The following is a 23,163-nucleotide window of genomic DNA, read 5'->3' as shown; positions in this document are numbered from 1 at the left end:
CTCCAGTTTATTTTGGCTTTAGTAAACAGCCCTCTCAGACCTGGGCCATCCCGCCGTCCACGAACAGTTCGATGCCGTTGATAAAGCTGGCCGCATCGGATGCCAGGAAGGCGACCGACTTGCCGATCTCACGCGGCTCGCCGAGACGGCCAAGGGGGACCTGCGACGCCAGGTAATCGAACAGGCCCTGGCGTCCCTCGTCCGGCACCAGGCCGCCGAGACCGGGCGTACGGATCGGGCCAGGGCTGACGACGTTGACACGAATGCCGCGATCCTTCAGGTCGAGCGCCCATGAGCGGGCGAAATTGCGCACCGCGGCCTTGCTGGCGCTGTAGACGCTGAAGTTGGCGGTGCCCTGCACGGAGGTGGTCGATGCGGTCAGGATCACCGAGGCGCCGTCGGCCAGCAGCGGCAAGGCCTTCTGTACGGTGAACAGCGTGCCGCGGACATTGGTGCCGAAGACGCGGTCGAAATGCTCCTCGGTGATGGCGCCGAGCGGCATCATGTCGCCGCCGCCGGCATTGGCGAACAGGATGTCGAGCCGGCCGGCGCGCCGGGCAATTTCCGCGTACACCTTGTCGAGGTCTGCCAGCACCGAGGCGTCGGCGCGCAGGCCGGTGGCGGCCGGGCCGATGGTATCGACCGCCGCGTCCAGCTCGGCCTGGCGGCGGCCGGTGATGAAGACGCGCGCGCCCTGCTCGGCCAGTTCTTGCGCCGTGGCCAGGCCGATGCCGCTGGTGCCGCCGGTGACGAGTGCGATTTTTCCATCCAGTTGCTTGCTCATGATGTGCTCCTTTGAAGGTGTGGTGAGTGAGGCGATGGATGCACTTTAGCGCCGCCGCATTCTTAGAAAAACTAGGTAGAATGAAAATGATTATTCACATTAGTGGATAATCGAACGGACTTTGGAGCGGTGAAATGGATCAGCTGGTGGCGATACGGGTGTTTGCGCGCGTGGTGGAAGCCGGTTCATTTACCCGCGCCGCGGATTCGCTCGCCATGCCGAACGCCACCGTAAGCAAGCTCGTCCAGGAGCTGGAAGCGCATCTCGGCGTGCGTTTGCTGCAGCGGACGACGCGGCGCCTGACGGTGACGCCGGAGGGCCGCGAATACTACGAGAAGTCGGCGCGGATCGTGCGCGACCTGGAGGACATCGACACCTCCTTCAACGCCGCGCGCGGCACGCCGCGTGGACAGCTGCGCATCGACATTGGCGGCTCCACGGCGCGCGATGTGCTGATACCGGCATTGCCCGGCTTCGTCGCGCGCTTTCCCGATATCAGGCTCGACCTTGGCGTATCGGACCGCCAGGTGAACCTGATCAGCGATAACGTCGATTGCGTGATCCGCGGCGGCGCGCTGGACAGTTCATCGCTGGTTGGGCGCCAGATCGGATTGGCGCCGATGGTCACTTGCGCCACGCCAGCGTACTTGAAGCGGTTCGGTGTTCCGCGGTATCCGGAAGAATTGAAGAACGGTCACCGGCTGGTGAGTTATGTATCCGCGCAGAATAGCCGGGCGGTACCCTTCGTGTTCGCGCGGGACGGAGAAAGGCGCGAGATCAAGGTCGAGCACAGCCTCGGCGTCAACGAGAGCAATGCGCACCTGGCAGCGGGGCTTGCCGGCCTCGGCATCATCCAGACGTTCGCCTACGCGGCTGCGCCGGCCCTGAAGGAAGGGATGTTGTCAGAGATCCTGCAAGACTGGCTGCCGCCCGCCTATCCCTTCCACGTCGTGTACCCGCACAACCGGCACGTGACGCAACGGCTGCGGGTATTCATCGACTGGCTGGTGGAAGCGATCCCGCCACGGCTCGCCGCCGTGGCCGCCTGATGTCGACAAATAATTAAGTTTGCCACAACCACGTCTTACAAATCAGTCGCTTGCGCGATTGCCTCTCGACCTCATCCAAAAACAAAGTTTGCCGCATGCCCGCGATTTTTCGATGTTAATCCACGCTATGCAACAATAAAGTTTGCCACAACAATGAGGCATGGCAACACGTGAGATGCCCTCGCGCTTCGAGGACATCATCCCGCGCTCACAGGTGCGCCTTTGGATGCGGCTGTGAACCAGCCTTACCGCAATGAGCTGCAACCGCCCTTTAACACCTAACAATATCTGCGACAGCGGAGTAACCTCAACAAGCCGTGGCTGGCGATCCGAGCACGACTGCTGTCGCCTCGACGCGGCCATAGGAGGTAGATGAAAGAGGAGCGTTCAACGATCCGGGAACAGACCCGAGCGCGTCGGTCCGAAGCGTACAACGTCTAATTGTTATGCGCTTCTAATTCCCGCACGTATGAGTCCCATAGCAGAACACACTCTGTCGCAAGTTCTAAGGCATCGAACGAGTCGGCGTCGCTCAGGATTGTGTACCTGCACTTCATCACTTCTCCACCGCCGTTGCCGGTAAGCCAAGTGGAACTACGTCGTTCTTTGCTTACGATGTGCGGCTGGCTTTCAGAACGCATAGAACGAGTCAATTTACAGTGTTTCGATCCGTTCGCTAAGTCGGCGCAAATTCTTAACGCGCGGTGACTGGCTATGTAGGAGTCGACCTTCCGTGCCGTGATACCACGCTTGTTGAGATGAACGATCCAATCTCTTACGTGATAGCAGTGTATGAAGAATGAGATGACATCGTCATCGTAGGCTTCTTTATCATGGCCCGATGAAGAAAAGATACCCGAATAAATCGCCTCTATCCGCTTGTGGTATCTCATTGTTCTTTCAAGTTGCTCCAATGTCTAACTTCCCTACGGATTTTGATCCGCTAAAGCCGCACTATTGTCAGGATCTCGTCGGCAGACAACTTCACGGACTGGACCCTTACGTCGGGCAAATTCCAAGTCTTCTCTCCTGTCAGCCAACGCGTTGCCGGCTCCTTTTGGTCCCGGGTCTTCTCGCCTGGTGAGCCCTGATACAGCAGGTCCATCGATGGACTATCGTGGTGTACCTGAGACGCGGGATAAATATAGTGGGGCCATTGGGAGTTATACAGGTACCAACGTCGACGGGTGCGGGAATAGACCATCACAGCAACGGGTTTCTGTGCAAGTCGCATCAGCCGGATACTGGTCGCTTCTCGGCTCGCGCGGAACTCTTGTGCGACCTCCAGCACCGTGTTCATTGAACTGTCTTTGTCGGCGACCCGCGGCCCCACAAGGTAGGGGGGCAAGATCAGGTCGGCAGCAAACAGGTTGGCCTGGGCCTCGCTAGTCTTCGCTTCCTGGTTGTTCGGAGCGAGATCCGCCTTCGAGCACAAGTTCATCCGACCGCTGTGCTTGTCGCGCTCCCAGTGACCGAGTTCATGGCCAATTGAAAATCGCTGGCGCTGCTCGCTGCTCGCGGAAGATACAGTGATAATGCCCGCTGTCGGGGTTGCGACTAAACGCGCGTCCGCTCCTTGCAGCCTGCGCTTCTTGATAATGATTCCTCGATCGGCGGCGATTGCATCCAAGTCGATCTCGTCGGGAGTGTCGATGCCATAGCACCATAGTAATCGTTCGCCTGGAGAAAGCAGTGTTTCATCAATCTTCAGCGTCATCGCTAAGAACTCCAAGCTCGAGCAGGTCCTCATAAAGTGTTTCTAGATCGCTTTCGGATTGCACCGTGCCATTCCGATAGGCCAGCAAGAGTTTCTTGTATTGGGGCTTGGTGCTCAATGCATCAATTCTTGAGCGGATCACTTCGAGGGGTGGCAAGGCACGTGGCCTTCGCTCGGGTCTCGCTCGCGGAACTAACGGTTGTCCAGAGGCTGCTTTGCTGCGCAGTTCTTGCAATCTTCCCTTTCGTGCAGCGCGTAGCTTCGCGTCGATCATATCCTTGTACTGTTGCGCTACCCCTTCAGGATCCCGACCAGAAGCGAGCAATGCCTCGTTTACTTCGTCGCGCGTTGGCGCCGGCTGCTGAAGGATCTCCGCACGCCAGGCTGAGCGCAAGGCTTCCGCCATTGAGCGCTTCTTATCTGTGGTCATGGTTTTCCCTTTTCGCCTTTAGTTTTGCTACCCCGCGGTCGAGCCGCTTGCGCGCGGCCACATATTGTTTATCGCTGAGGTTGCAGTGCGCTTTAATCTTGGAACCGATCAAACCTTGTTCCATTGCCCCAAGGATGAAGAAAACCTCTTCATCATCACTGAAGTGTGCATAAAGGGCATCGTAATCGCGAAGCAACGCTTCCCGCTCCTCTTGTGCGAGCAGCGTGTCCTCCACGCTGTTTTTAGGAAGAGGCGAGACCGCACTCAGAAACTCGTCGTCCGATACGTCTACGTCGCCGACCAGGGCGGACACGTTGGCGATCGTCCGAGCGTGATGCCCGGTGCGGTCGTTATTCGACAAGCTGGCCATGGTATTGCGGACGAACTCAACGAATGACATCTTGGCCGGATCCCACTTGCGGCGACCGTCCAACGCGCGTTCAATTGCTTCGTCAAAAAGCGCCATCCCATCAGCATAGACAGTACCAAAAGCTAACTTGTTAGCCCAGTAGTCGATCAGCCGGAGCTCATCGCGCGATAAGGTGGCGACCGCTTCGAAAATCTCGTCCTGACTGGCATGTGTGTCACTAGAGTCGTTCAAAACCGCACCTTTCGAAATTTTTTTAACTCTCCTGCTTCTACATGGTCTGAGTCATCTCAAAATTCGGACATGACTTCTGTGCCACCGCGCTATGCGGTCAAGTTGTCCAAATTTCTTGCCTGCTCAGACTGTGTAGGTGGGACAGGTAGCAGCTGTTGCCCCCTGACGGCCACTCGAATTTCACAGGAAGGCAAGATGAATCATAGCAACTATATTGACATTCAGGTAAAACGCAACCCGAGCAATCCGGACAATGTTCTCGTGATCGCAAACGGCAACACGACGACCCTACACGACGTGACGCCAACCGGGCGCCAAGTGCTGATGGGCGCGAACTGCCATCCGCCGCTCGACTTTCAGCTCCTGCAGTGGAAGTCGGACGGTCAGCTGGAGGAGATCGGTCCCGATGAACTGATGACGTTGGACGAGGCCGAGACGCATTGTTTCGCGCTCGAGACGGACCGCCTGTTCTACTTTGTCCTCAACGACATGAAGTACCCGTGGGCCGGCGACGTGCCCGAAGCGATCTTGCGCCGGCTTGCTAAGGCGCACCAGCAAGACCAGGTTTGGCAGGAGCGCCGCGGGGAAGCGGACATGCTGGTGCCTGTCGGGCAGGCTGTCAGCCTCGTCGCCGATGGGGTGGAGCGCTTCTATACGAAGGCTCAGACCTGGAAGCTCGACGTTCAAAATGTCGAGATTACCTCGACAACCCCGACCATTACGGTGCGCCACGCGCTGGAGCTCGCGAAAATCAATCCGGATCTTCCTTGGATCTTCATTCTGAAGGTCGAGGGCAAGTCGAAAGAACAGGTCGAGCTCGATACGGTGATCGACTTGCGTACACCTGGCATCGAACGACTGCGCGTGCGCCCGAAAGTGATCAACAATGGCGAGGGTCCGGGTCAGCGCCGGCAGTTCACTTTGCTACCCAAAGATGAGCAGTTCCTGGCGACGCTCCCGTATCGCTGGGAGACCGTGCTCGATCAAGCGCGTCGCTGGCTCCTCCTTCATGATTTCGAAGTGCCCGCGGGCTACCAGCTGGCCAGCGTTACGCTTGCCATCGAAATCCCGGCGCTCTATCCGAGCGCCGAGCTGGACATGTTTTACTGCTCGCCTGCGCTTGCGCTTGCCAGCGGGACCGCAATCCCCCAAACCGAGGTCCGCGAGGTCATTCTGGGCGAATCCTTCCAGCGTTGGTCGCGCCACCGCGACAATTCCGTCTGGTCGCCGGCCGATGATTCAGTCATCACTCACCTGGCGCTGGTGGAAGAGTCAATGTTGCGCGAGGTGGCAGCGTGATCGCGCGCAGCAGCCTCGTTCTCACCGCCCCGCAGCACGCGTCTCTCAAGCGGCATCTCTTTCCCGGCGACGGGAAGGAGGCCGCGGCCGTGCTGTTGTGCACGCGGGTAGAAGCAGCCGGCATAAAGCTGCTTGTGCGTGACTTCATTCTGGTGCCGTATGCGGCCTGTGAGCGCGAGTCCAACTTCCTTACATGGTCGGGCGACTACCTCGAGAATGCCTTGGACCTGGCAGACGAAGATGACCTATCGATCGTTTTGCTCCATTCGCATCCATGTGGTCTGTTCGAGTTCTCGCTCGCGGACGACCGCTCCGATGCCCAGGTCATGCCTGCAGTGTTCGCTGGCCGTTCCAAGCGTCACATTGGCGAGTCGTGTCACGGTAGCGCTATCATGGTCGAGCACGGGGCCATTCGTGCTCGCTTGTACGATGTCAATCATCGCTTTAGCCCGGTCGACTTGGTCGCCGTCTACGGTGATGACCTACACTACTTCTGGAACCCCGACCGCTATCCTCCCCTCGCAGTTCGGCGCCCCCTGGCATTTTCGGATGCCATGCGCACGGAACTTAGCCGGTTGTCGGCTTGTGTCGTGGGCGTGTCCGGTACAGGGAGCATCGTGGCTGAACAGCTGGCCCGGATCGGTTTTGGAAATATCATGCTGGTCGACTTTGACCGTATCGAGCTCAAAAACTTAAATCGAATCCTCAACTCATCCATCGCGGATGCGGAAGCAAGGCGGCTCAAGGTCGAGGTCATCGCGGAGGCGATCCTGCGCTACCGTTGCGATGTTCGAGTCACGTCGATCCCGAGCGGCATTGGCTGCGCCGACGCGATCAAGGCAGCCGCCGGCGCCGATGTTCTCTTTTCCTGTGTCGACAGCGATGGAGGGCGTCAGATCTGTGACCTTATGTCAAGCGCATTCCTCCAGCCGCTCTTTGATGTTGGTGTGACGATTCCAGTCCAGACAACAGGAGCCGGACCCTCAATTCTGGATGTCGTGGGCCGCGTGGACTATGTGTGGCCTGGCGGGAGCACACTGGGCGATCGGAAGGTCTTCACTCCCGCCTCGCTCGCAGCCGAGTACCTGGCGCGCGCGGACGTTGCGTCCCATTCGGCCCGGGTGAAAGAAGGGTACATGCCTGGGTCGCTCGAGGAGGCACCCTCAGTAATCTCGCTAAACATGCGGGCGGCCAGCGCTTGCGTCATGGAGTTTATCGCTCGGGCCTATCCATTCCGCCATGACCCGAATGTGCAGCGTGCGCGGACAGTTTTTAGTCTTGCGGCCTGCGAAGAGGAGTATTCGAGCGAAGACGGGTTCTCGAAAACCGCGAACGACGGCCTGGCGCGCGGCTTTAAGCGACCCCTGCTGGGGCTCCCCATACTGGAGGACTAGGAGCGCGCGATGTGGAAATGGTTACTGAGGCTCGTCGTTTGGTTCATCGAGCTATTTGCGCCTGATCGCAAGATCGTTCTGCGCGAGGGCGACACCCTGCCGCAGCCGTTGCCGTTGAGGGACCTTGTGCTCTTGAAAGACGATGGCGAAGACTGGTCGGTCGGACTCCGATGTCCGTGCGGATGCGGTGACACAATCGAGCTGCTCCTTCTGCCCGGTGTTGAACCACGGTGGGACATCAGGATTGATGAACGCGGACGACCGACCTTATCACCGTCCGTGTGGAAGTCGACCGGCTGCAAATCGCATTTCTGGGTACACGATGGCCGGATTGTCTGGACTTGATGTGCTAACTTAGGCGGTCTATCGCCTCAGGGGCGCTCAAGCGACAACAACCAGTCGAGTTACGTGAGATAGACTCGAGTCACCAGGAAAGACTGCGCCCCCAAGCGATCGCTTGAGATAGGAATTGCTGGCGTTCCCTGATGTCGGACAAGCCAAACTCGTTGCCTGACACGACAGGTGAGTGGACAAGGACTAGTTTTGGTCCGTTTGACTTCGCAGCTGGCGGAGCAGCAACGCGGACTGCTGCCAGTCCAACCGATTCGACGTGAACCGTCTGCACCGTCTCCCCAGGCTGAGCAAAACTGAAATCAAGTTCGAGTTGGGTTGGCATTTTGAAGTAAGGACGGGAGCTGAGCGGAAGATTAAGTTACCAAAAACGTCCCGTCAAGAATTGCATTTGTCAAGTGGCGCGCGTACATCAATCCGGCTGCGGTACCACAGCCAGTGGTGCCGGGTTGCGTATGCCAGCGTTGAGTCGTTCTACTACTTTCGTTTCGAAATCAAAGTAGTTGTCCAGATATTCGCTCACGCTCTTAGGCGCTTCCCTGGGCATGATCTTGATCACGTCCCCTGATCCGTCTTTACGGCGAGTCATATGGAAAAAGTTTAAATACTGCCGCGGTGTCACACCTTCGAAATGAATGAACTTCACACTGTGCAGTGGGTCTTCTTTACGCTTCAGACCCTCTGAGTCGTCGTCTTCGCTTTCGAACGTGATCGCGTCATCGTGCAGTTTTTTTGCGAGGCTCTTTTCGTAAGGTTCAATGTAATAAACCTTTCGAATCCCTGCCGCCACAATGTGGCGAGCGCAGCTGTGACAGGGAAACGTTGTCGTGTATAGACTACCGCCCGCGATACCATTAGTACCCAAGCGAGCTAACGCGATAAGTGCGTCCATTTCCGCGTGAACCGCGCGTGAAAATTCGGTCAGGTCATCAATATGTGACGCCCTGTAGACAGCAGTTAATGCGTTTTCCAATTCTTCATCTGGGATCAGCTTGTTTCCGCTAGAGTCTTTCAGATCACGCAAAGATTGCCGAATGTCGGATTTATGAGAGCGCTTTTCTCGGTCGTTAAAGCAGACTTGTTCTTCACGATGTACGCATCGACGATCGTGCGGGCCATCTTCTGACGTGTAAAGGCCTCCAGATGCTTTCGGGACGTCATTGCACCCTGTTGAAACGACTTTGCCGTTGGAATCCGTAACGGCCGCGCCCACCTGTCGTGATAGGCAAGCGGACTTGAGCCCAGCTGAATAGGCAGCATACATTCCATACTCTTGGCTTGTCGGAGTTATTCCGTTTTCCCCGTGGAGCAGCCCGATAAAACGGCGTAGTTTCCGCTGCAATGACAGAGTCGTGCCCGCATCTGTGCTAACGAAAAAATCAGCCAGCTTTAAGGCTTTGTCCAATTGCTGGCCGTTGTCGCTTTCTTGCTTGCGGTCGCGCTCCATAAGATCCGAAAGTTCAGAGGGATCAGCGCGCAGATCGGATTGCAGCCGTGACCGCCGGCGTTCAGCAACGCTAATGACTCCAACGAGGTGAAAGAGCTTTCGATAGACGGTCCGAAGCATGAGAACTTCGTCTGGATGTTTGATCTGATCGATAAGGTACGCGGTTCGCGGCGGCACATAGTCGCGGGGATCGCCGGTATAGTCCTGTGCCTTCATCTGCTCGCGACGTCGAAGATAAAGCTCTTCGATTGCAAATTCTGCTAGCCGACTGGTACTTAAGGTGCGAAGTAAATTGCCCCCATCTTGCAATCGCATGGTTTTGGCGACCAGACGGGACTTCTTGGCGTAAATCGTTGGGTCGACTTGAATGGTGCCTTTGGCAATATGGGCTTCGATGATGTTGCTCAGTTTGATCACATGAACTTCATATCCGATGCCTTCTAAAGTCGCACGTGCTTCACTGACCACTAATCCTGTACCGCAACCAATCGGACCTGCAAAAGCAAGGACGAGTTCTTTCGAATGCCTCCCTTCTAGAATCTTTCGGAGGTCGGTATTAGAGCTCTGATTGTCGTTTGCTTTCCCTGGGGCTTGGGCGCGAGAGCTGTTCGTGGCGGCAGAGTTCATAAATATATTTGAAATGACATTTCACCAACAATACTGCTGAAATTATCTTTACGCAACCATATCCGGTCGAGCTCGCGCTGTATGCCTAATCGCCCGACGTATAGGGTCGAGCCCGCTGCATCATCGATGCCGACCATTCATCCATCATGGCCTGCCGAGTCTTTGGTCATGCGCCGCGATTACGAGGTCCATCGAGGCACTGGAATTGGCGTTTACGCGACGCCGACCTAGTGCTCTTTCTTGACGGGGTGCTGGCTTTGGCTGCTAAGCCGCCCCATCGCTTCCCCCAGAAGCCCGTGAAGGCCGCCGTGAGGGAGCAGGTTATCGGGACCTAGCGTTCGGGGCCGACTTTTGGCGCAGGCGGCGTCCATCTTGAGATTCAGTAGCGGTGATGGGACTGGGGTCGGACTAGCTGATAAAAGACCCCATGGGTGACCCCCCAGTTCACTGTCGCGCGTCCATTTCGGACAAGGCCTTGAAAATGAGGAGGTCGCGCATCATTGGAGGGCTGCGCTTTTGATGCAATGACCTGCGGAAATCACGCTGCTTACTTTCGGTATGAAGTATTATATGATACCTAGGTACGATACCATATCATACTCACATGCGACTTCCCGAGGCCCTGCAGTTCGAGCGTGAATGGCGTGGTTCTATGGATGAGCTCGTGCGAAAAGCGACCCAGCTTTCGTTGAACTTCCCTATAGATAACGACGTATATCTGCCCGAGTCCACGCGAACTGTTGTCATGAGTTACCGCGCGCGGGGTATCCTTCCACCTGCGGACCGTAAGCGATTCACTTGGGACCATCTGGTGCGCCTGCTCGCTGCCCGCTACCTGGTTACGCAAGGGTGGAAGCGGGAGGATGTCGCCGAGCGGTTCAAGGAGCATTCGACCGACTACTTGGCCAAGCATCTGCCCGAGCTTGCCACATCCGCAGTCCAGGCCAAGCCCAGGATCGATGCGACCGAACTTCAGCGAGTCGAGATGGCTACGATTGCCGTCCAGCTACTCGCCGCCGGCATCGTCGAGCAGTTTGGCCATGCCAAGCGCGGGGCCGTGTTGGTCCAGGACGACTCGATGAGCCAGCGGCTAACGCAGGCCATGCTGCTCTTGGCAGCACTGTTTTTGCAGGAAGGCCAAGATAACCCACTTGGCTCGGTGCATCAGCTACTAGCTCTCTCCCGCTCGCCGCTTACCAGTGCGACGTTTGGCCTTGCAGTGTTTGACTATCGCGACTTTCCTTACGCCGGTTTGTTGCTTCTCGATCCCGACCGCCGTATTCCGACGTTGGATTGTGCCGAACTGGCCCGGCAATCGTCGTCTGAGCTGGACCTTCGCGAGCAGCTCGCCTTCGATGCCTTGCGCAGCGCAAGCGAGCAGCTAGTCGGTCGTCAAGATGAAGCGTACGCGGACCTACGGCTCTGGATCACGGAGCACCCCGTTACGACCACGGCTCAATTGCGTGATTTCGTGCGAGAGACCAACCTGCAGGCAGCTCTCGGCTTCCTACTCAGCTGTTACGAACCTGTTGGCCCCCGTCACCTCATCCATGGGCAACTACACCTCTGTTCCGCATGCGGCGTGCCGATGCGGCGCTCCCCAAGCGTCGAATCCTTGGTCGCCTGCACCATCGTCCAATGTTCACGGTTCGATAAGCCCGTCGAAAGCATCGCCCACCCTACCGGGCCGGAGACCCTGATCGCCCGTCCGCACGTTCTTCTGTACTGGGTGGCGCCCGGCCTGGATGAAGTAGCACTGTACCGGAAGGCGCAAAAGTTTGGGCTATCGCCGCGCCCCTACCCAGACCGCGACGCATGCGACATTAGCCTGGACGGTGGCGCGGTGGGGGTGGACGTCAAGAGCTATGCAAACCCGTTCGTGCTGGCGGCCGCTCTTACCGCCAACGTAGGAGGTCTTGCGAGCTATCCGACGCGAATCATCGCCATCAACGACCAGGCCCTCGCGCGCTTTCACGGCTACCTGGACATCGTCCGGCAACGCTACAGCGGCCCATTGCCCCTGCGCTTTATGTCCGTGCACGAGCTGATGAAATCACTGGAGAGTCCCTTTTGAACCCGCAACGACTAGCCGAACTCGGCCTGGAGCGTCTGGACCTGCTGTGCGCCTTTTTGCACTACGAGTTGGGCGAAACCTCGCTGGCAAATGCTCCGGTCGTTCTGATGGGGTACCGCTCCGTCGGCCGCATTCCGCTCTTTGCGGGCCGTCAGGTCGCGCTGCAGAATCTACGCCGCTGCTGTAGTGGGTTGGGAACGGTGGCCTCGATCCGGGCCGCAGTGGTGCGGTACAACGACAAGGTGGAAGCGGGAGCAAGCCGCGGGGCGCGGTTTGTGATCAGCGAAAAGACCCTCGATTTCAAGCCGGTGTACGACCTCATAAGTGACGCGCTGCGCACCGCGGTGCGTGAACTGCACCAGCCGGACGAGCCCAGGGGGCACGGGTATGCATTGGCGAGGACGCACGACTCGGCGTACCTGCGGATCGCCCATGACGGAGAAGAGCGGCGCTACGCTATTGAAGGCTTGCCCAAAGAGCTGCCGACACCGGCAAAACACCGTGCACGGACGGGCACGCGGACCGCGGCACTGTCGATCCCATGGGCCGATTTGCTTCAGGAAGCCGAGCAGATGGATGAGATTGACCGAAAGCTCGCGGTCAAGCGCAGCGGTAACTGGGCTGCGCGCATGCAGGACATCCGTCTGACTGCGCCGGGAGTGGATGGGAAACTGTTGACGGAGGATGACATCACCCTTGCCGGCATCAAGCACCTCATCGGGTTGCCTGGGGCCGGAAAGACGACATTGCTGGTGTGCCTTTTGCGCTACCTTGGTACGCGTCACATCAAGACGGCCGTCTTCTTCCCGTCCATTGAGGTGTGCCGCCAATATCTGGAAGACCTGCAGCGCTATGGAGTCAACGTAGGTCTCTTGGTCGGTCAGAGCGCCGACACCAAGGAGCGGCATGCATTCAAGCTAGGCGAGTCGCTGGCCACCGGAGACCCGCTGCGCGGCTTCGGGCGCAGCACGCCTTCGGCGCCGCTGTTCGAAGGAGTGTGTGCACTGCCACGCCTGACGAACGCCCCAGCGGAAGTATTTTCAATTGACGACCAGTATTGCCGCGACGTACTGCAAGCTCCCGAGGGATTGCCTGGTGCGAAGCTCACGCCTCACTTGTGCCCGGCTTGGTCTGTGTGCTCGCGCAATCGGGCCGCGCGTTCGCTACCCAATGCAGACGTCTGGCTGGGGCACATCAGGTCAGCCGATACGCGGGTGCCAGTCCACACGAGCGATTTCGACGAACGCTATTTCGAGCTGATTGCACGCGAATTTGATGCGGTCATCTTCGACGAGGCCGACAGCGCGCAACAGGCACTGGACATGATGGGAGTGTCGCAACTTAAGCTCTCCGGATACCGCTATTCGTTCCACGAAAGCCTCCAGAACGTCTCGCTGCGCATGATCGCCGCGGGGGCGAATGCGCGCTTGCGCGACCAGTCGTACGCCCAGTTTGCGATTGAATGCGCGGAGTTCGAAAAACTGAACGTGACGCTCATGTCGGCGATCCACCGTCTGGATGAAAAGCTGAGAAGGACACTTTCCGGACTGCTGTTGACGCCGCTTAGGGTGATCGGGGACTGGCTCACGCCGACGCGGCAAACGGCGCTAAACCCGGACGCCGCCTACAAGGACGCGCAGGCGCGCGCCAAGGAGGCGCTCAGCTTCGTTTGGGAGGATGCGGCCATTTCCGCCTTCCAGGCCCGACGCAGCGAGGCGCGCGCCCGCGAGCGCAACACTGACAAGTGGCGTCGCATCGCTGACGCACTCCAGCGTCCTATGCAGGAAGTCGCCAACGATGCCGACTCCCTACAAGCGGCGCTGGCCATGTGGCTCAATGCCGGGTCGCAAGCGGATCGCATTGAACAGGAAAATGCGATCGAGGGAACGCTTGGCCCGTACCTGCGCTCCGTTGACAGCGCGCGGCGAACCTTGCTGGTACGTCTGCTTATCGCAGTGACCTTCACCGTCCTTTGCTACCGGCGCTTGTCGTACCGGCTGAACGAATTGTCACGTGAAGGCGTCATCGATGCCATCCGGCTGGATGAGCGTTGTTCCGAGCATTTGCTGACAGCGTGTCCGGATAACTTGCTCGGCAGCTTGTCCGGGGTGCGCTTTTTCGTGGGCGACAGGGCTGACGCTAAACCGGGAGATGAAGAAGGCGTCCAGCTACAGTATGTGGTCTTCTCGGGCGCGCCCCGCGCGTTCATGTACCGTTTGCATGAGTGGAACACATTCCATGACACCCACGCCCACGCCCACGCCCACGCTCCCGCGGTCCTGCTGACAAGCGCGACGAGTTTTATGCCGGCGAGCCCGGCATTTCATATCGATGTGACACCGTCCTACTTACTGCGCCGGCAGGCGCCTTACGTGAGCGCGTCGGCCTCGTACTATGCATTTCGGCCGATTCCCGATCCTGATGTGCCCGACCAGGCCCCGCTGCGCTACAGCGGGGTGCGCGCTGAAGCTGTACGTATGGCGAACCTGCGCAAGATGGTCTCGGCTTTGCTGGAAGGCGGCCCGATCCAATCACGGGTAGCCACCGACTGCGCGCAGTTCGATGTGCGGCACGGAATCCGCCGCAAGGCCGCGTTCGTCGTCAATAGCTATGACCATTGTGTCGCGCTCAAACGCTTCATTGACCAAAAGTTTGCACACTGGGGCGAGCGCACCGTCGCCGTGGTCAAGGAAATCCCGGACGACGAGGTCGCCCGTGGTTTTGTCACCGCGAGCATGGTCGAAGCGTTGGGAGACGAAGATGACTGGGACCTGCTCATTTTCCCGTTGGGGGCGTTAGGCCGCGGGACCAACATCGTCTTCTCAAGCGGCCCCAGGCAGCGCGACGCCACCATCGGAACTCTCTATTTCCTTACCCGGCCGCACCCGTCGCCGGACGACCTTGGATTTCTGGTCAGTATGGGAGCACGTGCGACCATGCGATTTGATGCCGCCGAGCTGGGCGGTATTGACCGGCTCGACGATTGTGCAGACGAACTGCGGCGCGCCCGCGGTGGTTTGTACCGCGACGTGGGCCATCTGCTCCGCCATCCGCTGTATGCCCGCTCGCTCCGGCGGGATCTTTTCACGCCCTTTACCGCCAATGTGGCGGTGCCACTCCTGCAAACCATTGGGCGGGCGATGCGCAACGGCTGTCCGGCGCAATGCTTTTTCGTCGACCGCGCTTGGGCGGAAAACTCCGGCACTGGAGGGACGGACAATGACAGCACCAGTATGCTGGTGCAATTGCGGACCATCCTCGAAGAAGGGTGCCAGAGCGCCGATCCGCAAGAGGCGCTCCTGTTCCGGGAACTGTATGGTCCATTCCTGGAGCCGTTTCAGCAGATGGCCGGCCTCAGTACCGGGGCGAACTCGCGCGGGCCGGACGAGGACGAAGCAGGCCTGGCCGATGTAAGTCCACTGTGGGCGGCTGAAAGCCCAGTCAACGAGGAACACTAAATGGCGATCCTATTCGAACACACCCCGATGGCGCTCCGGTACGAAGGCGCTGCGTCCACCTACGCGGTGAGCTTATGCAGCATCGGCTGGACAGATGAGGCATGGCAGGTCTTGCGCCTTGTGGGGGAACGGGCAAGTGCGCACGTGAAAACACAAGGCATGGGTGGGTTTGTGCATCTCCCGTTTGTCACGCTTTGGACACGGCTGCAGCTGGCGCAACCAGGATGGATTTCGCTCGCACGCGACCTGGGCACAAAACAGCTCACCTTCAGCCCGGCCGCGCCACGCCCTTTTGGCTATCTGGATGAAGAAAACGTTGATGTGGACCGGCTGACCGACACGGCCGCGCGCTGGATCGATGGCCCGTTGACGCATTTCGTCCAGAAGTTCGGGGTTCCCATCACAAGCATCGAAAGGCTGCGCGAGCTGACGCAGTCTTCGCGTCTTTTCAGCCAGGAGCATTCTTCGGTCCAGCTCTTTCCATGGGGCGCGCTAGCAAGCGATCAGCTTGCCTACGCCGTGGCACCCGGCGAGATCGCGACACTCCTGGCGGGCAAGGAAATTTTCCCGGGTCTCGGTCCAGTCGCTCGCGTCGTGGGCGCCCCGGCGAACAGCGCCGAACTGATGACGGCCCCCGTGGCGGCCGCGGGAGGATTATTCAGCTTAGTGTGCCAATTGTCGTTGCAAACCTTGCCTGGCGCGCAGGAACCTGCCGTACATCTAGGCTTCACCCGTCGGCGGTGGGCCAGTTCGCTAGACAAGAACCCGTTCAAGGCCAAGCGCATCGGCGGGTACGTGTTCTCCGACCAGCGTGCACACATGGCGTTCCGATTCGATCTGGACTTTGAACGGGAAGGCGGCTGGACTGCCGATGCGGCGTACCAAGAACTTGAGCTCGCCCTGAATCTGCATCCCGGGTACGGCGATGCGCGTATCGTGGACTATCCCCAGCATGGGGGCACCAAGGTATTGGTCATGCACAGTGACGGACTCGCCGTAGACAGGGCGTCCCGGCTGCATGCGGGCGTTCCGGTGGCCGACCAACTGGCCGCTTACCGACGGATCTTGGAAATCCTTTCACCCGCCGGGTTCGGTGCGTACAAAGGCTTCGCTGAGGTCGAAGGGGGCGCCAAAGGAGCGGAGCGTATTGAAGTGTTGCGCGCGTCAATGATCTTGCATCAGCTTCTCGAAGAGTCGGATCACGAAGCGGCGCACGAGGAGGACCTGGATGACACGGTGGACCGCCGCGTGCTCGCGCTCACGAATCGTTCGTTGTCCGAATGGTTCGGGCGGGATCGGCCGGCTTTGGACAAGCGCTATACGTCGTTGGCCGGGGTGGTGTCACAACTCGTCCGCGAGAGCGGCATTGATGCCGGTGAGCGCCGCACCCTGTGTGTCCTGGTGCAGTCGCCGCACGAAAAGCCATGGGTGGAAGCAGTCGTCAAGGTGATGCTCGGGGACTCCGTCAAGTTGGTGGTGGGCGAGATCCCGGCCGGTGTGCACGGGCCGCGCCGTCAGCTGTCACCAAAAAAGACGTCGGAAGCCGAACGTATCCGTGAGCGCTCGGAGATCTGGAGCCGCTTTGCCCAAGAAAACCAGTTTGACGATAAGACCATGGTCCTGGTGCAGGCCGCTGACTGGTACGAATTTGAAGGGAGTAAGCAGCCCGACGACAGTATCAACAAGCCGGCATGCCGTCGCGCGCTGGCAACTGAGACCGGGGCGGTTGTTCAATACCTGTTGCCAGCACGAGAGCACAAGCTGGACAACTACCTGATGCGATTGCAAGCGGCCATCTTGGATCTGGTGTATGGCCACAGTGGTTGCGTGCTCGGTCTCTCCGCGGCCGTCACCGCCTGCTTCCCGGCGGCGGAAAGCCGGCCCACGCACGTTCTCGCCATCGGGCCGGTCAACGTAGAAATGGGCACGCGTCAGGGAACGGTCTTCGCCGCGATTCGCTACGACGTGATGAGTGGGCGACCTGAAATCCGCTTGGCGCACTTGGAAGCCGAACCGGTGCATTCCGAATGGATGACGTTCACGGAGGGGTTGCGCTATGTGGCTCGGCGTGCGCGTCTTGAAGTCGCCAAAGGTCAGCAAGCTCCCGCCCAATTTCAACGGTTTCTCGCGGACGTCCTCGACGACACTGCCCGGATCGATCCCCACGCGGTGGTCTTTCTTGATTCCACCCGACTGGCCAGCTTATGGCGAAGACTCGGTGACAAAGGAGCGCGTTTTGGGATGCAGGCACTTGACGTGGAAGCGGCCGCGCGCCCAGGGTGGGCCAAGTTACGCTTGATTCGGGTGCGGGAACAGGCGCCGGTCATGGTCAATGTACGTAAGGATGGCCCTGTCTCGCCATCGGGCGCGCCAGTCGAGGTCGCTACCTCCGTCAAACGGCTTTTCGCGGTCGCTGACGCGTCAGCGCCAACGTACTGGTCGTACGGGCCGCCCGGTCAGCAAAAGCGAGGGTTGAGTTGCTATCGGACTATGCTGTTGCCGGATAAATCGCGAACATCGACCGTTGAGGTCAAGGCCGAGTATGGACAACACCGCACCCCCCGCGGCACGGAATTCGTTATCCTGCAGGCCCAAAAGGAAGACGACCCCAACCAACTGGCACGGTTTTCCGAGCGGTTGCGACTTGGGGTGGTACAGGCCCGTGGCGACATCTGGGTCAAGGTCCCGTCGCCCCTCTTCACGATCGGTAAGCTCGCCGATTACATGGGGTACTGAAGTAGGCACATAAGACAAGGAAGCACGTCCGCACGACATACAAGACACAGCCGCCTCAGCTCGCGTATCATGCTGCCCGCTGACCTGTTCGCCCAACGAAAGCTTCTTGGCGAGGCGCTGCTGGCCGGCTCTCCTGACGTGTCTCATCGAATACATGCATCATCCACTGCCGTTTTTCCCAGCAAGCCTCCCTGACGAAACATTGTTTTCGCGAGTTTCTAGATATCACCTCCTTCGAGGGAACAGAACAGATCAGCAGACGTTCGATGAATTATTCAGCCAAAAACCGTTCATCCTCAGTCGGGTCGTTCCGCCATTCACCGACGTGCTGGCAGCTCGTTTGCCTGGCTCGCAAACGGCGAATCTCCAATCAATCATTAACCAGAACACTCTCTTCCCGCTCTTCCGGCCGTTTCTTGGGCGCGTAGACTCTGGCGAGAAGTTCAGGCCCAGCGTATCTGCTGAGGAAGTCCAGATTAACCACATGCCGAGCCACGTCGTCGGGATGAGCGGCGACGCCAAACTCTGCCTCTCTTGCGTTCGCGAAGATGAAGAAAGGCATGGGGTCGCCTACTGGCACCGTGCTCATCAGATTCCAGGTGTCACGACCTGTTGCAAGCATAACGAACTGACGATCAGCAGTTGTCCGCATTGTGAGCGACCGTTTCAACGGCTTACGAAGCTCCTAAAAATGCCGTGGGTTGCATGCGAGTGCAAAGAAGGCTTACGAGAGATGACGGGAAAGAAGCCGCACTTTGAACTCGAGCACCGATTCGCCAAGTTCACGTACGAGATGCTCACTGCCGAAATTCCACCGATTAGGCCAAGTACGCTCGCAACCGTGTATCGCGACCGCATAAGAAAGCGCGGGTTCGTGCGGAAAACCCTGCCGGCGGTTGCCGCGTTCACACAGTCGATGATCGAGACATGCGGCGAGGACTTCATTCGCTTGGTCGACCCGGCCTACTCATCAAATAGGATCCGCTGGTGGCTCCGCTTTACCTTCCTAGATTCTGGCTTGGACCTGCCAATCACCCGCCATATGTTGCTTGGGATGCATCTGTTTGGGAGACCTGCAGAGTTCGCTGCAGCCATTGCGGCCACAGAAGCAGGTGGCGAAAAGCAGCACGAGATTAAGGTCCCGGAAGGCGAGAGCGACGACATCGAGCTACGCGATCAGCATCGAAAGCGTGTGCTCGACGAGCTACGTCGTGATCCAAAGGTCTCAATGGAAAAACTATGGAAGAAGAATTACCGCACTACCGCTTGGTTGTTTGACAATGATAGGACATGGTTGAAAAAGATCGTTAGCGGCGCTAAAGCAGAAGACCGCACGATGGCCTATAGCTTGGAGAAAGAGCGCGCACAGAGGGACAAGGAGTACGCGGACATTGTCGAACAATTCGCGTCGCGACTGTTCAAGCAACCGGGAAAGCCGTCGCTTATAACGATGGAGAAAATGTTCAACGCGTTACCGAAACGTATGGGTTGGTCAGCCGAAGAAGAGGAGCAGTATCCACTCTTATACTCTCGAATTTCACAGTGCCGAGAATCGACTTGGTGTTTTCGGGCCCGGCGAATACTGTGGGCAATTTCTGAGCTAAAGCGGCTCGATATGTCCCTGACTGCAGGGAACATCGCACCCTTCTCTCGCGTGGGCTACAACGCGGTGGTCCAAATCCTCCACTTCGCCCGCTGGGATTGCGAGGCATTGGCAGCGAAAAAATTCCAGGTGGCCGATGAACTTGCAAAGGCTGGGATTGGGCGTACATGGCGCGGCCCTTCGGAGCTAATGGATAGCGCACCTATCGGGGGCCGGGGCTATCGCGCCACGCACAGACGTAGCCGAAATATACTTGACACCTGAGGCGAAAACGCAAAGAGTCGCGAGTTCAGTTGAGAGTGCAATCCACCGACATATTTTTTTACTTCGATCATCGCCGATGCCCGCAAACGATCTAATGTTCGTCCTCCAGCTGCACTGCTTTGGCGAGCTGTCTGATTCCGGCTTGACGTAATATCCTCCAGCGCACAAGCGGCACGTGTTCGAGTGCGAGTGCACGTTTAGCCCACTGTAGCCTACGCTGTTGCCATTGCTCAAACGACTCAGCGTGCTTCGCCAATGCGTCGTGCGTCTTCGGCAGCGACTCTGCGTAACGTTCAAAAACCTTTGCACTTTTGAGTAATCGCCCGATCGCTGCGCGGCTAACCCAAATAGGCTTCCCATCCAAGAGCCGAAGACGTTCTGCACATGCCTGTACAGCCAAGGCGTAGACTTCGTCCCTATTAGCCCAGTTCACGCGCTCGGTAACTGATCCGTGACGGTCTCTTTTAGTCGCAAGATGCGCGTCCAGCCATTTCCGATCATTCCGGCGAAGCCACGAATAATCTGCACATTTTCTGGTGGCCGTTGTTTCCGAGTCGTTCAGAAACCGCGCGCGTCGCAGCGACTTCTCTCGCTCCTTCGCGTCGGAGCTCCGGGCAGAGGCCATCTCCGCACGCATTCTCAGTATCCGATAAGCCGAAGCAATAGAGACGTTATGTTTCACAGCCACGCTCGCCACTGGATCTCCAGCCCTCAAAGACTCTTCGATTTTATCGACCAAAGCACGCGTCAACTTCTTGGGCTTAGCCTTAACTGGAAGTTCGAGGCGAGCCGCCTCGACACGCACTGTTGTTGTACTCAAGCCTAGCTCACTGGCACATCTGCTTAGCGTATATCCGTTGTCGACAATAAGGCTCCGAAGTGTGGCTGTATCGAGCCTATCAGCCTTGTCATGAGGGGCTTGGAGGGGCAGATCTGCCGTGTCAGCTACAGAACGGTGAAAGTCGTGCGTGACCAAATCCTTCCAACACCCCCCTAGCCAATAAAGAAGGAGCATATGCTTGAAAGGATGTGTCGCACGCGGCCTCGGTTTTCGCATCAGGCGAAGTACCCACTGGAGGACGTCGCCGTGATGTAAAAACCGGAACTCGCCGGCATGTGGCAACAATGCCGCACGGCTTGCCAAGTATCGCTCCAACTCCTGTACGTCGATTCGGCCATTCGATCTGATGAGATCTATCTTCTGTGAGAGATTTCGGTAGGTACGATTCCAGGGTGTGGGCGCATCGTCCAGGTTGGCAAAGCGTAGGGCGTCGGCATTTAACCTAGCTAGGGCGACCAAATCACGAACCTGTGTTGCCGCGATTACGATTAGCTTGGAGTTGTGTTGAACAGCATCTGAGTCAGGAAGCAAAAGCCGGTGACGTTTCAGCGCGACAAAGCTGGGATCCACCTCCCATAGTGGAAGAGCATGACGCGGGCATAGCCAAACCCCCGGCAACTGATGGGCTCGGTGCCAATACGCTTGTTCTCGTTCCGATTCTTCGTGCAGGCATGCGCCACAATACCGGTAGGTGTTATGACAGCCAATCCGGCTCGCTACCAGGCCGATGCGCATCTTCAGCCCACCGGAATTATCCCCCAGCATTGCGGCCATTACCGCAGCTTTCCCCTGGAGAGACAGAAAACTCGCGAAATAGGGAAAAAGGGTATGCTCAACAATTAATTGCTCCGCAGTCTTCGTGCCCGGGGGGAGCGACGAGGCAAGCATGCTGATCGAGCTGGGCAAGTGGGACGTGATAACGTGCGTATGCGTCGCAACGAGATCCCCGAGTGATTGCCTGTCATCAGGGTTGCCAGAAAGGCGATGGTATCTAGCCATCAGGCTGTAGAGGGACTCATCGTCATACGCGGCGGGGAAGAAGGGGAGCATGAACTTGCTCCCTTATCACGCGGCCCGATATGCAGGAGTAAATTCAAACGGATCCTCCAGCAGCCAGCTCGCGTCCTTTAGGACCTGTACAGGATCTGCGACCTCTGCGATCGTCGACGATATAGTGACAACGGTCGCTCGAGATGCTTGCTGTGACACGATCGACACGGGAGGGTTCGCCACTTCCACACTGCTTTCTTGGTCCTTCGATTCGGCCTTGCCCTGGAGCCCTTCAAGCAACGCTAATCGTCCCAAATAAACCATCTCGTCGTCATTCATCATTGCGGCAAGTTTGTCGTCGGGAGGAAGCAGGTCCTCAAATTTTGCCATCCGTACTGGATCACGGCTACGAAGAGCTGCAAGTGCTGGCTGTAGTAACTTCATCTTCGTCGCAGCGACATGCTTGAACACGGTCGCGTCGAGCCGTTCTTTGCCAGACTGGATCGCATATCGCTGCCCAAGAATCATTAGCTTTGTTAGAAAATCGGTCACCCCTTGAGTAAGATCATACAAAAGAGCGGTTATTGCAGGGGACAACGGTTCAACTTGCCTCACCCACTGATAACGCCACACAGCTTTCACCAACAACGCCCAAGAGGAGTCCTCTTCATCTGGTTGCTCGAAGTGTAGCAGGCCAAGGCCTGAGGCTCTTCGCGCGTTCCGAAAGACCGTTGAAAACAGACCAATCATCGAATTCGTGCCAATAAACACGACGGGGATGCCGATGTTGTTTATAAGATTAACGAAGAAATTCAACATATTGTCCTTCCCACCAGTCTTCGCTGTGCGGAGATGTTGAAGTTCATCGATAAACAGTCCACCGATGAAGTAGGTGCTCGCAATCTGTTGCATCCTTTGAATCAGTTCTTGAACACCGCCCTTTCCACGATAGCGTTTTGCGTAACGATCTTCGCCCGTCGCTTTATCGACTGCCTGAAAAAAAGCGTGGCAGAGACCGGAAAGCGATCCATCAAATGGACACTCAAGCTTCAGCCAGACGATTTGCGTATGTATGAACTCGCGCCCTTGGTACTCGCGATGTGCGAGCACCTGAGGGTAGAGCCGCAGAACGGCGTCAAGCGCCGTGCTCTTGCCAATGCCGCTGAGGCCGACGAGGCTAAACGTGGACGCTGTAGAATTGAACTTGGGCGCCGGTGTTCTTTGAGCAGACAACGCATGCAAATGCTGCCACGTAATCCCGTCCATTGGATTACGTCCCACGTAGCCGCTACGCAGGATTGACGAGATAGAGCTCTCAAGTTCCAGATGAATCGCCAGGGGTTGGATTAGGTGAGTTAAGCGGTTGGTGCAGTGCAGACGCACCTCTCCCGGCAAGTCGCGCTCTGACTCGGGCAGCGGCGGGTACATGCCGATCCTGACCGCAGCCTCGGCTTCCGAGAGAATGGCAGGCATTGCTTCGATCAACGGGTTTCCGCAA

15 protein-coding genes are annotated in these 23,163 nt (G+C 58.0%); 8 read left to right on the top strand and 7 right to left on the bottom strand.

The window, feature by feature from the left end:
* Nucleotides 1-34: 34 nt before the first annotated feature.
* Complete coding sequence (locus NX778_RS17035; protein WP_258812974.1) at nt 35-784, bottom strand: SDR family oxidoreductase; 750 nt, start codon at nt 782-784, stop codon at nt 35-37.
* Nucleotides 785-918: 134 nt separating this feature from the next.
* Between NX778_RS17035 and NX778_RS17030 the strand changes: the two genes are divergently transcribed.
* A complete protein-coding gene (locus NX778_RS17030) occupies nt 919-1,833 on the top strand; it encodes a LysR family transcriptional regulator (RefSeq protein ID WP_258812973.1) in 915 nt (304 codons plus the stop codon).
* A 943-nt stretch (nt 1,834-2,776) separates the two neighbouring features.
* Here NX778_RS17030 and NX778_RS17025 read toward each other — a convergent pair.
* Genes NX778_RS17025 through NX778_RS17015 form a run of 3 tightly spaced genes read right to left on the bottom strand, consistent with a single transcriptional unit; the run spans nt 2,777 to nt 4,581 of the window.
* Nucleotides 2,777-3,550, bottom strand: coding sequence for an ImmA/IrrE family metallo-endopeptidase (locus NX778_RS17025; protein WP_258812972.1), 774 nt, complete (start codon nt 3,548-3,550; stop codon nt 2,777-2,779).
* On the bottom strand, nt 3,534-3,980 hold the full coding sequence (locus tag NX778_RS17020; protein WP_258812971.1) for a hypothetical protein: 447 nt from the start codon (nt 3,978-3,980) through the stop codon (nt 3,534-3,536). Before NX778_RS17020 ends, NX778_RS17025 begins: the two co-directional genes overlap by 17 nt.
* Nucleotides 3,967-4,581, bottom strand: a complete 615-nt coding sequence (locus NX778_RS17015; protein WP_258812970.1) for a hypothetical protein — start codon at nt 4,579-4,581, stop codon at nt 3,967-3,969. Before NX778_RS17015 ends, NX778_RS17020 begins: the two co-directional genes overlap by 14 nt.
* A gap of 195 nt (nt 4,582-4,776) precedes the next feature.
* Here NX778_RS17015 and NX778_RS17010 point away from each other — a divergent pair, with 195 nt between their 5' ends.
* The 3 genes from NX778_RS17010 to NX778_RS17000 are packed head-to-tail and all read left to right on the top strand — an operon-like array spanning nt 4,777 to nt 7,619.
* Entirely contained in the window at nt 4,777-5,880 is a 1,104-nt protein-coding gene (locus tag NX778_RS17010; protein ID WP_258812969.1) for a multiubiquitin domain-containing protein, read from the top strand.
* Entirely contained in the window at nt 5,877-7,274 is a 1,398-nt protein-coding gene (locus NX778_RS17005) for a ThiF family adenylyltransferase (RefSeq protein ID WP_258812968.1), read from the top strand. Before NX778_RS17010 ends, NX778_RS17005 begins: the two co-directional genes overlap by 4 nt.
* Nucleotides 7,275-7,283: 9 nt before the next feature.
* On the top strand, nt 7,284-7,619 hold the full coding sequence (locus NX778_RS17000; RefSeq protein WP_258812967.1) for a ubiquitination-like system serine protease family protein: 336 nt from the start codon (nt 7,284-7,286) through the stop codon (nt 7,617-7,619).
* A 418-nt stretch (nt 7,620-8,037) separates the two neighbouring features.
* Here the strand turns inward: NX778_RS17000 and NX778_RS16995 are convergent, their stop codons facing one another.
* Nucleotides 8,038-9,699: an anti-phage dCTP deaminase gene (locus NX778_RS16995; RefSeq protein WP_258812966.1), complete on the bottom strand. Its 1,662-nt coding sequence runs from the start codon at nt 9,697-9,699 to the stop codon at nt 8,038-8,040.
* 604 nt (nt 9,700-10,303) lie between these two features.
* Here NX778_RS16995 and NX778_RS16990 point away from each other — a divergent pair.
* From NX778_RS16990 to NX778_RS16975, 4 genes are all read left to right on the top strand, one after another.
* On the top strand, nt 10,304-11,773 hold the full coding sequence (locus NX778_RS16990; protein ID WP_258812965.1) for a restriction endonuclease-related protein: 1,470 nt from the start codon (nt 10,304-10,306) through the stop codon (nt 11,771-11,773).
* Nucleotides 11,770-15,231, top strand: a complete 3,462-nt coding sequence (locus NX778_RS16985) for a hypothetical protein (protein ID WP_258812964.1) — start codon at nt 11,770-11,772, stop codon at nt 15,229-15,231. Before NX778_RS16990 ends, NX778_RS16985 begins: the two co-directional genes overlap by 4 nt.
* Nucleotides 15,232-17,967 (top strand): RNaseH domain-containing protein, encoded by a 2,736-nt coding sequence (locus tag NX778_RS16980; RefSeq protein ID WP_258812963.1) that lies wholly within the window; start codon nt 15,232-15,234, stop codon nt 17,965-17,967.
* 154 nt (nt 17,968-18,121) lie between these two features.
* On the top strand, nt 18,122-19,834 hold the full coding sequence (locus tag NX778_RS16975) for a TnsD family Tn7-like transposition protein (RefSeq protein ID WP_258812962.1): 1,713 nt from the start codon (nt 18,122-18,124) through the stop codon (nt 19,832-19,834).
* A 91-nt stretch (nt 19,835-19,925) separates the two neighbouring features.
* On the opposite strand, the gene NX778_RS16970 is transcribed toward NX778_RS16975, so the two are convergent.
* Both NX778_RS16970 and NX778_RS16965 read right to left on the bottom strand, forming a co-directional pair.
* Complete coding sequence (locus NX778_RS16970; protein ID WP_258812961.1) at nt 19,926-21,725, bottom strand: TnsD family Tn7-like transposition protein; 1,800 nt, start codon at nt 21,723-21,725, stop codon at nt 19,926-19,928.
* 15 nt (nt 21,726-21,740) lie between these two features.
* Entirely contained in the window at nt 21,741-23,150 is a 1,410-nt protein-coding gene (locus tag NX778_RS16965; RefSeq protein ID WP_258812960.1) for an ATP-binding protein, read from the bottom strand.
* Nucleotides 23,151-23,163 lie beyond the last annotated feature (13 nt).

The sequence above is a fragment of the Massilia terrae genome (genome assembly GCF_024753145.1).
Lineage (GTDB): Bacteria > Pseudomonadota > Gammaproteobacteria > Burkholderiales > Burkholderiaceae_D > Telluria > Telluria terrae.
The sequence above is the reverse complement of the archived record's forward strand: the minus strand, read 5'-3'. Positions and strand labels throughout refer to the sequence as shown.